The organism is Shinella sp. 20P9.1.1 (genome assembly GCF_057798995.1).
In genome coordinates this window covers 99,372-113,563 of sequence record NZ_JBYOLC010000003.1, presented here as the reverse complement: position 1 = coordinate 113,563, position 14,192 = coordinate 99,372, and the positions used below count along the sequence as shown (strand labels likewise).

Annotated in this window: 13 protein-coding genes; 4 read left to right on the top strand and 9 right to left on the bottom strand. The window is 65.1% G+C overall.

The annotated features are described in order from the left end of the window. Positions 1 to 15: 15 nt before the first annotated feature. From AC27VQ_RS06505 to paaN, 9 genes are all read right to left on the bottom strand, one after another. On the bottom strand, positions 16 to 1,422 hold the full coding sequence (locus AC27VQ_RS06505) for an aldehyde dehydrogenase family protein (protein WP_488715668.1): 1,407 nt from the start codon (positions 1,420 to 1,422) through the stop codon (positions 16 to 18). 115 nt (positions 1,423 to 1,537) lie between these two features. Next, positions 1,538 to 2,461: a helix-turn-helix domain-containing protein gene (locus AC27VQ_RS06500; protein ID WP_488715667.1), complete on the bottom strand. Its 924-nt coding sequence runs from the start codon at positions 2,459 to 2,461 to the stop codon at positions 1,538 to 1,540. Positions 2,462 to 2,530: 69 nt separating this feature from the next. Further along, positions 2,531 to 4,591 (bottom strand): 3-hydroxyacyl-CoA dehydrogenase NAD-binding domain-containing protein, encoded by a 2,061-nt coding sequence (locus tag AC27VQ_RS06495; protein WP_488715666.1) that lies wholly within the window; start codon positions 4,589 to 4,591, stop codon positions 2,531 to 2,533. A gap of 4 nt (positions 4,592 to 4,595) precedes the next feature. After that, positions 4,596 to 5,297, bottom strand: a complete 702-nt coding sequence (locus tag AC27VQ_RS06490; RefSeq protein ID WP_488715665.1) for an ABC transporter ATP-binding protein — start codon at positions 5,295 to 5,297, stop codon at positions 4,596 to 4,598. Further along, positions 5,284 to 6,069, bottom strand: a complete 786-nt coding sequence (locus AC27VQ_RS06485) for an ABC transporter ATP-binding protein (RefSeq protein ID WP_488715664.1) — start codon at positions 6,067 to 6,069, stop codon at positions 5,284 to 5,286. The genes AC27VQ_RS06490 and AC27VQ_RS06485 overlap by 14 nt, the downstream gene beginning before the upstream one ends. Further along, positions 6,066 to 7,022, bottom strand: coding sequence for a branched-chain amino acid ABC transporter permease (locus AC27VQ_RS06480; protein WP_488715663.1), 957 nt, complete (start codon positions 7,020 to 7,022; stop codon positions 6,066 to 6,068). Before AC27VQ_RS06480 ends, AC27VQ_RS06485 begins: the two co-directional genes overlap by 4 nt. Before the next feature lie 2 nt (positions 7,023 to 7,024). Next, positions 7,025 to 7,897, bottom strand: a complete 873-nt coding sequence (locus tag AC27VQ_RS06475) for a branched-chain amino acid ABC transporter permease (protein ID WP_488715662.1) — start codon at positions 7,895 to 7,897, stop codon at positions 7,025 to 7,027. Positions 7,898 to 7,967: 70 nt separating this feature from the next. Continuing rightward, positions 7,968 to 9,107 carry an ABC transporter substrate-binding protein gene (locus AC27VQ_RS06470; protein WP_488715661.1) on the bottom strand — a complete coding sequence of 380 codons (1,140 nt, stop codon included), beginning with the start codon at positions 9,105 to 9,107 and terminating at the stop codon, positions 7,968 to 7,970. A 49-nt stretch (positions 9,108 to 9,156) separates the two neighbouring features. After that, positions 9,157 to 10,818: a phenylacetic acid degradation protein PaaN gene (gene paaN, locus AC27VQ_RS06465; RefSeq protein ID WP_488715660.1), complete on the bottom strand. Its 1,662-nt coding sequence runs from the start codon at positions 10,816 to 10,818 to the stop codon at positions 9,157 to 9,159. A gap of 100 nt (positions 10,819 to 10,918) precedes the next feature. Here paaN and paaG point away from each other — a divergent pair, with 100 nt between their 5' ends. The 4 genes from paaG to AC27VQ_RS06445 all read left to right on the top strand — a co-directional run bounded on the left by paaG (position 10,919) and on the right by AC27VQ_RS06445 (position 14,191). Further along, complete coding sequence (gene paaG, locus AC27VQ_RS06460; protein ID WP_488715659.1) at positions 10,919 to 11,707, top strand: 2-(1,2-epoxy-1,2-dihydrophenyl)acetyl-CoA isomerase PaaG; 789 nt, start codon at positions 10,919 to 10,921, stop codon at positions 11,705 to 11,707. Continuing rightward, positions 11,704 to 12,144, top strand: coding sequence for a hydroxyphenylacetyl-CoA thioesterase PaaI (paaI, locus tag AC27VQ_RS06455; RefSeq protein ID WP_488715658.1), 441 nt, complete (start codon positions 11,704 to 11,706; stop codon positions 12,142 to 12,144). Before paaG ends, paaI begins: the two co-directional genes overlap by 4 nt. 46 nt (positions 12,145 to 12,190) lie before the next feature. Then, a complete protein-coding gene (gene paaK, locus AC27VQ_RS06450) occupies positions 12,191 to 13,501 on the top strand; it encodes a phenylacetate--CoA ligase PaaK (protein WP_488715657.1) in 1,311 nt (436 codons plus the stop codon). Between the two features lie 93 nt (positions 13,502 to 13,594). Further along, positions 13,595 to 14,191, top strand: coding sequence for a TetR/AcrR family transcriptional regulator (locus AC27VQ_RS06445; RefSeq protein ID WP_313532162.1), 597 nt, complete (start codon positions 13,595 to 13,597; stop codon positions 14,189 to 14,191). Position 14,192 lies beyond the last annotated feature (1 nt).

Here is a 14,192-nt window from a genome sequence, read left to right as displayed (position 1 = left end):
TCTTCTGTTGTTTTCTCAGGCGAAGACCACCTGGATGTCGGTGTATTCGGCAAGGCCTTCTTCCGCGAACTCGACGCCGATGCCGGATTGCTTGACGCCGCCGAAGGGCGCATTCGGCTGGATGGCGCCGTGTTTGTTGATCCACACGGAGCCGCAGGCCATGCGGCTCGCGACCTTCTTCGCCGCCGCGATATCCGACGACCAGACCGAGCCGCCGAGCCCGTTCGGGCTGTCGTTCGCCAGCCGGATCGCCTCCTCGACATCCGAATAGCGGATGATCGGCAGCGCCGGCCCGAACTGTTCCTCATCGACCAGCGCATCGCCGTTACGCAGACCGGACACGATGGTCGGCGGGAAGAACAGGCCCTCGCCCGGCTCGCCGCCGAGCAGTACCTTGCCGCGTCCCTTGGCATCCGCCACGAGCCGCGAAACCTTGTCGAACTGCATGCGGTTCTGGATCGGGCCGAGAATGCTCGCCTCCTCCATGCCGTTGCCCACGGGGATGTTTTTCGCATAGGCGACGAGCGCGTCGCAGACGGCGTCGTGGATGGAATCGTGCACATAGAGCCGTTTCATCGCCGCGCAGGTCTGGCCGTTGTTGATGAAGGCGCCCCAGAACAGGCCTTCGGCAATCGCCTGCGGTTCGGCATCCGGCAGCACGATGCCCGCGTCGTTGCCGCCCATTTCCAGCGTCAGGCGCTTCATGGTCGATGCTGCGGACTGCATCACCTTCTGGCCGGTGGCGCAGGAGCCGGTGAAGACGATCTTCGCGATATCCGGATGCGCCGACATGGCACCGCCGAGATTGAACGCCTTGTCATCGCCCGTCACGACATTGACGACACCGGGCGGCAGCACCTCGTTCATGATCTCGACAAGCCGCAGCGTCGAAAGCGGCGTATAGGGCGACGGCTTCACCACCACCGTGTTGCCGGTGCGCAACGCCGGCAGGATATGCCAGACGGCGATCATGACCGGGAAATTCCACGGCGTGATCGAGCCGACGACGCCGAGCGGCTTGCGGTGCAGCTCCACCCGCCCTTGCTCGTTGTCCTGCACAACCTTGACCGGGATCGACAGCCCCGTCGTATAGCCCGCCCAGGCGACGGCGCCGCCGACCTCCCAGCGCGAACCGAGGCCGTTCAACGGCTTGCCCTGCTCCAGCGTGATGATTTCGGCGAGTTCCGCCGCATGTTCCTCGATCTTCGCCGTGACAGCCGCACAGGCCGCCTGCAACGCCTCATCGCTCTGCGCCGACCACGACGCGAACGCCGCCTTGGCGACCGCGACGGCCGCATCCAGCTCGACACCACCCATGTTCGGCGCGCGGCCGACCTCTTCGCCCGTCGCCGGGTTGATGACGGCGAAGTCCGCGCCTGATGGCGCCGGCTTGCCGCCGATGGTCGCCTTGAATTCCATCATTTCCGCCTCCTCCATGGCAGGCCACCTCCTCCGGCGGTCCTATCTGGTGGCAGAGATTAGAAGCGGGCGCGGCATCAGACTTGGACGGCGCCGTCCCGCCTTTTGGACAAAAGCGTCAATGACAGCGCGCAACCGCACCCGGCGTCGCGCCGTATTTCTTGCGGAACTCGCGGTAGAAATAGGAGAGATCGTTGAAACCGCAGTCGAAGGCGACGGCAGTGACGCCTTCCGACGGTTGCTCCCGGCGCGCCGTCAGCCGGGCATGGGCCAGTTCCAGCCGGCGGTTGAGCAGCCGGTGGCCGGGCGTTTCGCCAAGCGGCCGGAAATGCCGTTGCAGCATGCGTTCGGACACATTGAGACGGGTGGCCAATTCGCGCGGGCCGAAGGTCGGGTCCGCCCGGTTACGATCGATCATCGCCAGGGCGCGCGACAGCAGGGTCTCGGCCGGCGTTGCGGCACCCGTCACCCGGCTGGAATGCAGGTAAGCGCCCATCAGGCAGAGGAAGGCTTCGCCGAGCTGCGCCTGCGCGCCGTCTTCCAAAAGCATCTTGGCGATGACCGCGCGCATGGCGACCCAGAGCGGGTCCTCCCGCGAGATCGAAAGACCGCCCGCACAGGCATTGCCGAAACGATGCACCACCTCGTCGCGCGGAATGTGCAGCGAGACCTGGTTGGAGCGTTCGCCGCGATAGAGGAAGGTTGAGGGCTTGACGGAATCGACGAGGAACATGTCCCCCGGCAAAAGCTCGGCCACGTGGTCACCCTGTTCGACGCGACACTGGCCGGCATCCTGCACGAGCAGAAAGAAATATTCGCCTGGGTCCTGCCGGATGGAACGGGTGCTGCGCGCCACCTCGGAAGCATCGAGCGCGACGATCGCCGTATCGAACGGGCCGACGCGCCGCGTGGTCACGTCACCATTGACGACGCCGGTGCGCCGCATGGGCTCCAGATCGAAGGACCCGCAGACCTTGCGGATTTCCGCCTCGAGAATTTCCACCTGTACCGGCTTGTGCCCCGGTGTCATCAGCGACTGCATTGCGCCCTCCCCGGCTCCCGCAGAATGCTACGTCTCCCAAACTATCTCATCACAGTCCGCAGCGCTTGCCTATCGTTCCAGCGCTGAAAATCCACCGGCTGCCGCCGCCCGGCGCAGCCCCTCCGAGGGCGCCTCGGCAAGCCCATCCGCCGCGAGCCGGTCGAGCACGGCCACGACCTCCGCAAGCCCGCGCGCCTCAGCATAGTGCATCGGCCCGCCACGCCAGCGCGGAAAACCATAGCCGTGGATTTTCACGAGATCGATATCGGCGGCGCGAAGCGCCACGCGCTCCTCCAGAATACGCGTCGCCTCGTTGACCATCGGCAGCAGGATCGCGTCGGCGATCTCGGCTTCACTCCATGCTCGTCGCGGCCGGTCCGCCGCCTCTTCGGCGATGATCGCCGCCACGGTTTCCGAGGGTTTTGGCGCACGATCACCCGACTGGTAATCGTACCAGCCGGCCCCGGTTTTCTGGCCGAAACGCTGAAGCCCGCAAAGCCGCTCCGCGACCGGGGCAAAGGGTGTTTCACCCCGCTCGCGCGCCGCCTTGCGCTGGAAGGCGGCGATGTCGAGGCCGCCGAGATCCTGCGCCTCGAACGGCCCCATGGGCAGGCCGAAAGCGCGCATGGCGGCATCGACCGCCGAGGGCGTCGCACCCGACAGCAGCAGGCGCTCGGCCTGGGCACGCGTCACCTTCAGGATGCGGTTGCCGATGAAGCCATCGCAGATTCCGGCGCGGACCGGAATTTTCCCAAGCTGGCGGGCGAGCGCGAAACCGGCCGCCAGAACCTCCGGCGCCGTCGTTTCCGTCGGCACGATCTCCAGCAGTTTCATGACATGGGCCGGGCTGAAGAAATGCAGGCCGAGGAACCGCTCGGGATGCGCGATGCCGTCGCTGATCGCGCCGGGATCGAGATAGGAGGTATTGGTGGCGAGCACCGCATCCGGGCGGCAGACCGCCGAGAGCTTTTCGAAGACGGCGCGCTTGACGGCGAGGTCCTCGAAGACGGCCTCGATGACGAGGTCCGTGTCGGCAAGCAGGCCGTAATCATCGCCGCCGGTCACACCGGCCATGCGCTGATCGGCAACCGCCTGCGTCATACGCCCGCGTTTGACGGAGCCGTCGTAGATCGACTTCACATTGGCAAGCCCGCGCTCGACCGCCGTGGCGTCGCGCTCGATCAGCACTACCGGCAGGCCGGCATCGCGCAGGGCCGCGGCAATGCCCGCCCCCATCGTGCCTCCGCCGATCACGGCCGCCGAACGGATGTCGCGCGGGGTGATGCCGGCGAGTTCCGGCGGACGGGGCGCGGCGCGCTCGGCGAAGAAGACATGGCGCAGGGCTGCGGCCTGTTCGGAGCCGCGCAGAGCGAGGAAGGTTTCGCGCTCGAAGGCCATGGCATCGGCGAAATCCGTCTCGCAGGCCTTGCGGATGGAGGCGAGCGCGCGCAGCGGCGCGATCTCGCGCTTCGCCTTGGCCGCGACGGCCTTTTCGGCGCTCTCCCAGAAGCCGGCTTCGATGGCCGGAACGGCACGGCGGGAGATCGGCTGGGGCAGCAATTTTTCCGCAATGCGCTCAGCGAAAGCGACAGCACCCGCGCGCAGATCCCCGTCGATGACGGCATCGATAAGCCCGAGGCCTTCCGCCTTCTTCGCACTGAGCGGGCTGCCGCCCGTCACCAGATCGACGGCCGCCGCTGCACCGATCAGGCGCGGCAGACGCACCGTGCCACCGGCACCGGGAATAATGCCGAGCTTCACCTCCGGTAGGCCGAGGTTGGCGGAGGAGACGGCGACGCGATAGGCGCAGCCGAGCGCCACTTCGAGGCCGCCGCCGAGCGCGCTACCATGAATCGCCGCAATCCAGGGCTTTTTCGTCCCCTCGATAGCCGCCACGACATCCGGCAGATGCGGCGGCTGCGGCGGCTTGCCGAATTCGCTGACATCGGCGCCGGCGATGAAGGTGCGGCCGGCGCAGATCAGGACCACGGCCTTCACCGCCGCATCCGCATCCAACCCCACGACCGTGTCGACAAGCGCCTGGCGCAGCGCCTGCGACAGCGCGTTGACGGGCGGATTGTCGACGGTGACGACGGCGATGGAACCTTCTCGGGCGATGGTTACGGTCATGATCTCAAATTCCCAGATAAGCGGCGCGGATGCGTTCGTCGGCAATCAGTTCAGCGGACGGGCCGGACATGGTGATACGGCCCGTCTCCATGACATAACCACGGTCGGCGACGGACAGCGCGCCAAAAGCGTTCTGCTCGACAAGGAGCACAGTGAAGCCGAGCGCCTTCATGCTTTTGACCACGTCGAAGATCTGCGCGACGAGAATGGGGGCAAGGCCCATGCTGGGTTCGTCAAGCAGCAGGCAGGAGGGCCGCGCCATCAGCGCGCGGGCAATGGCCAGCATCTGCTGCTGGCCGCCGGAAAGGCCGCCCGCCGCAAGATTCCGCTTCTCCTTGAGGATCGGAAACATCGCGAAGGCGTCCTCTCTATCGCGGTCAACCTTGTCATCGGCGAAGAGATAGGCGCCGAGACGCAGGTTCTCCTCCACCGTCAAATTGGTGAAGATCTGCCGGCCCTCAGGCGACTGAGCGAGACCGCGCCGAACGCGGGCATGGGCCGGCACCGTTGTCAGCGCCTCGCCGCGGAAGACGATCGAGCCAGACGAGACCGGCTGAATACCGGAGAGGCATTTGAGCAGCGTCGTCTTGCCTGCACCGTTGGCGCCGACCACCGTGACGATCTCACCGGAGGCGACATCGAGGTCGATGCCGTGCAGCACCTCGATACGGCCGTAGCGCGAGCGCAGTCCCTCAACCGTCAGCATGTTTCGCCTCCGCCGCCTGCGCACCCAGATAGGCTTCGATGACGCGCGGATCGCGCGCAATCGCCGCCGGCTCGCCCTCGGCGATCTTCTCGCCGTGATCGAGCACCACGATATGGTTGGAAATACGCATGACCATCTTCATGTCGTGCTCCACCAGGAGGATCGAAACGCCCTCGGCTGCGACCTGCGCGATGAGGTGATCGATCTCCTCCGTCTCGACGGCATTGCAGCCGGCGGCGGGTTCGTCGAGCAGCAGAACGCGGGGCTTCAGCGCCAGCGCACGGGCGATTTCCAGCCGCTTCAGCGCGCCGTAGGAGAGCGAACCCGCCTCCTGTTCGGCGGCGCGGCCGAGGCCGACGCGGTCGAGCAATGCACGGGCGCTTTCCTCCGAGGCCTTGCTGCGCTGGCGCGCGGCGGGCAGCGCGAAGAGATCGGCAAGCACCGAGCCGCGCTCATGCAGGTGATGGCCGGCGACGGCGTTTTCGAGGACGCTCATCGACTGGAAGATTTGCAGGTTCTGGAAGGTGCGCGACAGGCCGCGCCGCGCCAGAAGATGCGGCGGCACGCGGGTGACGTCCTCACCATCCAGCACGACGCGGCCGCGCGCCGGGGCATAGACACCCGAAATCATGTTGAACAGCGTCGTCTTGCCGGCGCCGTTCGGGCCGATGACGGAGACGATCTCTCCGGGTTTCAAGGAGAAGCCGACACCGTTGACGGCGCGCAGGCCGCCGAAATCGATACCCAGGCCTTCGATCTGAAGCAGGCTCATTCCGCCCTCCCCCGGATACGGCGCGCAATGGAGGGCAGCAGCCCCTCTCGCATGAAAATCATCACGAGCATCATGACCAGGCCGAGCATGAGCTGTTCGTATTCCTGGAAGATCGTCAGCACCTGCGGCAGCGTCGTTAGGATCGCGGCACCCAGGATAGCGCCGAGCACGGAGCCCGCGCCGCCGAGCACCGTCATCGTGACCATCTCGATGGAGTGCATGAAGCCGGCGACGTCAGGCGTGATGAACTTGTTCTGCAGGGCCAGAAGCGAACCGGACACCGAGGCATAAACCGCCGAGATGACGAAGGCTACGAGCTTGTAATGCGCGACATCGACGCCAACAGTGCGGGCCGCAATCTCCGAACCGTGCAGGGCGCGCAGCGCCCGGCCGGTCGGGCTGTGATAGAGATTGAGCGCGAGCCAGGCACCCAAAACCAGCACGAAGCCGGAGAAGGCATACCAGAATTCGGTGTTGGAAAGATCGAAGCCGATAGCCTTCAGCGCGCCGCGAAGGCCAAGTTCCGGCACCGCCATGCCATCAGGCCCACCCGTGAGCTGCGCCTCGTTGGAGAGAACCATGGAGACGAGGATGCCGAAACCGAGGCTGGCGACGGCGAGATAATAGCCCTTGAGCCGCAGGATCGGCCGGCCGACGAGATAGGCGATTGCCGCGGACAAAAGCGCGCCGAGCAGGGCGGCGAGTGCCGGATGCAGACCAAGATGAACCGGCGCCAGCGCGCAGGCATAGGCGCCGATGCCGGCGAAACCGGCATGGCCGAGGCTGATCTGGCCGGCATAGCCGATGAGGATGACGAGGCCCGTCACCGCCACGCCGTTGACGAAGATAAGCGATCCCACGCGGAAATAATAGGAGGACGGGAAGAAGACCGGCGCGATCGCGATGACCGCGGCGAGAACGAGGAGCGTGGTAACCTTGCTGGAGAGCCGCATGATCATACCCGATCCGTCGACTTGCGGCCGAACAGGCCCTGCGGCATGGCGAAGAGCACGGCGAGGATGACGACGAAGGCCGCCGCATCCTTGTATTGAGAGCTGATATAGCCGGCCGTCATCGCCTCCAGCATGCCGAGCAGTAGGCCGCCGACCAGCGCCCCCTTGGGATTGCCCATGCCGCCGAGCATGGCAGCGGCAAAACCCTTCAGCGCCAGCGCGAGACCGACATCGTAGCCGGTCAGCGTGATCGGCGTCACCAGCACGCCGGCCAGCGCCCCGATGGCGGCGGACATGGCGAAGGACAGCGTCATGACATAATTGGTGTTGATGCCGACGAGTTGGGCGGCGATGCGGTTGTTCGCCGTCGCCAGCACCGCGCGGCCGATAAGCGTGCGCGTGAAGAACAGCCAGAGACAGAGGAAGACGGCGAGCGCGCCGGCAATGACCCACAGGCTCTGCGGCAAGATGGTCGCGCCGCCGATCAGGATCGGCTGGTCACCGGAAAAGGCCGGGAAGCGGTGCAGCTGCTTGTCGAAGACGAGTTGCGTCGCCCCGCGGATGAAGATCGACGCGCCGATGGTGATGATGATCAGCGAGACGACAGGCGCGCCGCGGGCGGGCTCGATGGCGAGCTTGTTGAGCGCCACGCCCACCGCCGAGGTGATGATGATGGCGATCAGCGCGGCGAGCGGCAACGGCAGGCCGCTAGCATGCGCGAAGAAGGTGATCATGCCGCCGAGCATGACGAACTCGCCCTGGGCGAAGTTCACGACGTCGGATGCGTTGTAGATGATCGTGAAGCCGAGCGCGACCAGCGCATAGACCGCGCCGACCGTGATTCCGGACAGGAGAAATTGCAGGAGTTCGGGCATGGATGCCTCCGCTTCGCGCACGACGGTATCCGCCGGCCCGCGCCTTGAAGAGGCGGGCCGGCAGGCTCGATTACTCGACGATCTTCCAGCCGCCCTTTTCGATCTGCAGCATGCGGAAGGCCGAGAGGTCGAGGCCGAGGTGGTCCTCGGCCGTCATGGTGACGGTGCCTGTTGTGCCGACGAGACCCTTCGTGCCTTCGATCGCGTCGCGGATGTCGGACGGTTCGGCGCTGCCGGCACGCTTCAGCGCGTCGACGAGGATGCGCAGCGCATCATGGGCATAACCGCCGAAGGTCGAGACCGGCTTGCCGGTCGCCTTCTCATAGGTGTCCTTGTAAGCCGTGACGACGGCGCGCTGCGGATCGCTTTCCGGCAGCAGCTTTGCAACCAGAAGCGCCGTGCCCGGCAGGCGCACGCCTTCGGCCGCTTCCGCCCCGGCAAGCTCGATGAAACCATCCGAGGCAACGCCATGCGACTGGTAGAGCGGCAGGCCTACGGCGAGCTGGGCATAGTTACGCGTCACGATGGCCGGGCCCTGGCCGAAGCCGGGGTTGAGCACGGCCTGGATGCCGTCCTTGCCCTTGATGTTGGTGAGCTGCGGCGTCATGTCGGCATCGGTCGGGCCGTAGGTCTCGTCGGCCAGCACCTCGATGCCGTATTCGCCGATGATGGCGAGGCACTGCTTGTGCATGGAGGCGCCGAAACCGTCGGAACCGGAGATCATGCCGATCTTGGTGATGGCGTTCTTCTTCATGTCTTCAAAGATCTTCGCGCAGGCCATGCGATCCGTGTGCGGCGTCTTGAAGGTATAGGGCTTTACCGGATCGATGATCTCGATGGCGCCGGCGAGCGAGATGAAGGGCACTTCCGCATCCTCGAAGACCGGGATGACGGCCATGGAGGTGCCGGTCGTCGTGCCGCCGATCACGGCGACCACTTCGTCGTCCTCGACGAGACGGGTGGCGAAAGTGCGCGCCTTATTCGGGTCGCCGCCATCGTCATAGATGACGAGTTCCAGCTTCTCGCCGTTGACGCCGCCGGCCGCATTGATCTCTTCGACCAGCAGCTTCAGCGTCTTGGCTTCCGGGTCGCCAAGGAACGAGGCGGGGCCGGTTTCGGAAATGGTCGCGCCGATCTTGATATCGGCAAGCGCGGGCGCTGCAAGTCCTAGGATCAGGGCAACTGCGGTGGTGGTGAGCGCAAATTTCATGTCGGTTTCTCCTCCCAACAAAGACAAAGGGTTAAAACGAAAACTCCTCTCACGCCGCCGCAGGGCGGCGCCACATGACCACGCGGAACCGGTTGGCGACGAAAGCCGCATCCGTGAGGCTGGCATTGCCGGCCGGGTTGGCGCCGGTGACGTGGAAGTCGCTGAAGGCGGCGCTCTGGTTCACATAGATGCCGCCGGTCAGGTTGACCGAAAGATTGACGCCCGCCGCGGCAAACCGGTCGGCGACGGCGAGAATCTGTGCCTCGTCGGTGGCATAGAGGGCGGCGGTGATCGCGCCCTTGCGCTCGGCAAGTTCAGCCGCGCGGTTCACGCCATCGACGACATCGTCGACCGCAACGACGAAGGCGATGGGGCCGAAACGTTCCTCCGCATAGGTTTCGCTGTCTGCCGCGTCGACGGCGAGGATCAGCGGCGTTGCTGTGCGAGCATCGTCGAGACCTTCAACCGGGGCGGAATCGCGCACGAGACGGCCGAGCGCGCGAACGGTGGATATACGGGCGAGCGTCGCGGGATTGGCGATGGCGCCGCAGACGCCGGCTGCGCGGGTCGGATCGGAGAGCAGACCATCGACGGCAGCGGCGATGCCGGACGCCACCGCATCGAAGCTCTTGTGCCCCTCATTCGTCTCGATGCCGCCGCGCGGGACAAAGATATCCTGCGGGGCCGTGCACATCTGGCCGGAATAGAGCGACAGCGAGAAGGCGATATTGCCGCACATGCCGGCGAAATTGTCGGTGGCGCCGATGACGATCGAATTGACGCCGGCCTCTTCGGTATAGACGTCGGCCCCGCCGGCATTTTCGCGCACCCATGTGCCGAAGCTGTTGGAACCGGTGTAATCAACGATGGCGACGGCCGGGTGCTGCACGAGGTCCTTGGTGATCTCCGAACCAGGTGCATCCGCGGCGAGCAGCACGATATCGGCGGCAAAGCCTTCTTCCACCAGCACCTGCCTGATAATCTCGACGGTGATGGCAAGCGGAAGGATCGCGGCGGGATGCGGCTTGACGATGACGGTGTTGCCGGTAGCGAGGCTGCCGAAAAGGCCCGGATAGCTGTTCCAGGTCGGGAACGTGTTGCAGCCGATGACGAGCGAAACACCGCGCGGCACGATGCGCCAGTGCTTTTCCATGACGATGGGCGCGCCCTTGCCCTGCGGCTTGGTCCAGATCGCGGTCGCCGGTATGCGGGTCATCTCCGCATAGGCGTAAGTGACGGCTTCGAGGCCGCGATCCTGCGCATGCGGGCCGCCGGCCTGGAAGGCCATAGCAAAGGCCTGGCCCGTCGTGTGCATGACGGCATTGGCGATCTCGAAACTGCGCGCATTGAGGCGGGCGAGGATTTCAAGGCAGATACCGACACGGACTTCCGGCGCGGCGGCGGCCCATTGCGGGGCGGCGGCACGCGAGGCCGAAACGATCCTATCCACGGAGGCGGCGGGATAGGTGATGCCGAGGGAGGGTCCGTAAGGCGAGACTTCCCCACCGACAGTGCCTTCGGAGGGGTGATCGACAAGCGCGAAGGGTTGGCCGAGACGCGCCTTGTAAGCGGCAAAGCCGTCGTCCTTGGCGGTCTCGCCATAAATCTTGCCGCTTGGCACTTCCGGATAGGCGGACCAGAAATCGCGCTTGGCGGCGGCCTGCAAGGCGGCTTCCAGCGTCGGGCGATGGCGCTCGAAAAGTGCGGTCATGATCTGTCCTCCCAGTCAGTGCTTTTATAATTGACTGACCGGTCGGTTTATGCAAGAGTTTTTTTACGGTCGCCCCTGGGAAGGGCGACAGGGAGGAAAAATGTCCAATTCCGACACCATTCTGTCGGCGCTTGCCGATGGCGTTCTCACCCTCACGCTGAACCGCCCCGACAAGCTCAACGCCTTCAACGACGAGATGCATCTTGCGCTGCGCGCCGGCTTCGAGAAGGCCCATGCGGATGACGCCGTGCGTGCGGTGCTGCTGACCGGTTCCGGCCGCGGCTTCTGCGCGGGCCAGGATCTCGGCGACCGCGACCCGAAGAAGGGCGCGCCGGACCTCGGTCACACCATCGAGACCTTCTACAATCCGCTGCTGCGCCTGATCCGCAGCCTGGAAAAGCCCGTTATCTGCGCCGTCAACGGTGTTGCCGCCGGCGCGGGCGCCAATATCGCCTTTGCCTGCGACATCACCTTCGCCGCCCGCTCTGCCCGCTTCATCCAGGCCTTCGCCAAGATCGGCCTCGTGCCGGATTCCGGCGGCACCTGGAGCCTGCCGCGCCTGATCGGCGAAGCGCGCGCCAAGGCACTGGCGCTGACGGCCGAGCCGCTCAGCGCGGAAACCGCCGCCGACTGGGGCCTCATCTGGCGCGCCGTCGATGACGACAAGCTGATGGAAGAGGCGACGGCGCTCGCCACCCGCCTTGCCGCCGGCCCGACGCGCGGCCTCGGCATGACCAAGCGCGCCATCCAGGCCGCCGCGACCAATTCGCTGGATCAGCAACTCGACCTCGAACGCGACCTGCAGCGCGAAGCCGGCCGCAGCGCCGACTATGCCGAAGGCGTCTCCGCCTTTCTCGAAAAGCGCAAGCCGGAGTTTAGGGGTAAATGAGCGCCGCGACCCTTACCCCACAAGCGCTGGCCGAAGCCTGCGCGAAGGCCATGTGGGACGACGACAACGCCACCCGCCATCTCGGCATGGAGCTCGTCTCCATCGCCCCCGGTGAAGCGACCATCGCCATGACCGTGGCCGAGATCATGACCAACGGCCACGGCACCTGCCATGGCGGCTACATGTTCACGCTGGCGGATTCGGCCTTCGCCTTCGCCTGCAACACCTACAACCAGCGCACCGTCGCCCAGCACTGTTCGGTGACGTTTCTCGCACCGGCTTTCAAGGGCGACAGGCTGACGGCCACCGCGCGCGAAGTATCGCGCCGCGGACGGGGCGGCATCTACGATATCCGCATCACCAATCAGGTGGGCGAGGCGATCGCGGAATTCCGCGGCCACTCGCGAACAGTCAAGGGCATACATCTGCCGGAGTGAGGTAGATCATCCCCCATTCTTGCCCGTATTCTTGGAGGAGAATTTCATGGAAGACCTGTCCCCCCGCCCCGGAGACCTCGAACCGATCGAGACCGCCTCGCGCGATGAGATTTCCGGGCTGCAGCTTGAGCGCATGAAGTGGTCGCTGACCCACGCCTACGAGAACTCGCCCTTCTACCGCCAGCGCTTCGACGAGGCGGGCGTGCATCCCTCGGACCTGAAAACGCTGTCCGATCTCGCGAAATTCCCCTTCACCACCAAGAAGGACCTGCGCGACACCTATCCCTTCGGCATGTTCGCCGTGCCGCGTGAAAAACTCGCCCGCATCCACGCCTCCTCCGGCACCACAGGCAAGCCGACCGTCGTCGGCTACACGAAGAACGATATCGACACCTGGGCGACCGTCGTCGCGCGCTCGATCCGCGCCTCGGGCGGCCGAGCCGGCGATATCGTGCATGTCGCCTATGGCTACGGCCTGTTCACCGGCGGCCTCGGCGCGCATTACGGCGCGGAAAAACTCGGCTGCACCGTGGTGCCGATCTCCGGCGGCATGACGGAGCGCCAGGTCACGCTGATGCAGGATTTCAAGCCGCGCATCATCATGGTGACGCCCTCCTACATGCTTTCCATCCTCGACGAGTTCCGCAAACACGGCATCGATCCGCACGAAAGCTCGCTCGCTGTCGGCATTTTCGGCGCAGAACCCTGGACGAACGCCATGCGCGAGGAAATCGAGCAGGCCTTCGACATGCATGCGGTCGATATCTACGGCCTCTCCGAGGTCATGGGCCCCGGCGTCGCCAATGAATGCGTCGAGACGAAGGACGGCCTGCATATCTGGGAAGACCATTTCTACCCCGAGATCATCCATCCCGAGACCGGCGAAGTGCTGCCGGACGGCGAGATCGGCGAGCTGGTCTTCACCACGCTCACCAAGGAAGGCCTGCCGATCATCCGCTACCGCACGCGCGACCTGACGCGGCTGTTGCCCGGCACCGCCCGCTCCATGCGTCGAATGGAAAAGGTCACCGGTCGCTCGGACGACATGATGATCCTGCGCGGCGTCAACGTCTTCCCGACGCAGATCGAGGAACAGATCCTGAAATGTCGCGGCCTGGCGCCGCATTTCCAGATCGAGCTGAGCCGCACCAGCCGTATGGACAATATGACGGTTCATGTCGAATGTACCGTCGAAATGGCGGACGAAGGTGCCCGCGCCGGTTCGGCCAAGGAACTCGCCCATCACATCAAGAGCATCGTCGGCGTCTCCACCAAGATCACCGTGCACGAGCCAGGCGGCGTCGCCCGCTCGGAAGGCAAGGCGAAACGGGTGGTCGACAACCGACCCAAAGAGTGAAACGTCGGGATAGCCGGGCACCGGCTTGACTGTGTATAGGAAGGGCGGCCGCCCTTCCCGCGGCCACCAGCCGGAAAGAGCAGAGCAGGACATATGGCACGCACGCGCGCAGTGGATTTCGAAGAAAAACAGCGTGGCATTCTGTCGAGTGCCGCAGCGGTGTTTGCCGAGATGGGCATGGAGAAGGCGTCCATGTCGCAAATCGCCTCACACAGCAATGTCTCGAAGGCCCTGCTCTACCACTACTATCCAAGCAAAGACGCGCTGATCTTCGACATCGTGCGCACGCATCTTTCGGAGCTGGAAAGCGCCATCGAAGCGGCGGATCGTCAGGATGTGCCTCCTCAAGACCGGCTGCGGCTGCTCGTGAAGGCGGTTCTGGCAAACTACGAAGGCCGCGACAACGAGCACAAGGTGCAGCTCAACGGCACCAGCGCCCTTTCACCGGAGCAGCTTGCCGAATTGCAGGCGATCGAGCGGCAGATCGTCAAACGTTTCTCCGGCGTCATCCGCGACATCAACCCGGATCTCAACAAGGACCGCCCGCTCCTCATGCCCGTCACCATGTCGCTCTTCGGCATGATGAACTGGGTCTATATGTGGTTCCGTCCCAACGGACCGGTAACGCGGGACGAATATGCGGATATCGCCACAACACTGATCCTCGAGGGCGTCAAGGCCGTAACCTGAG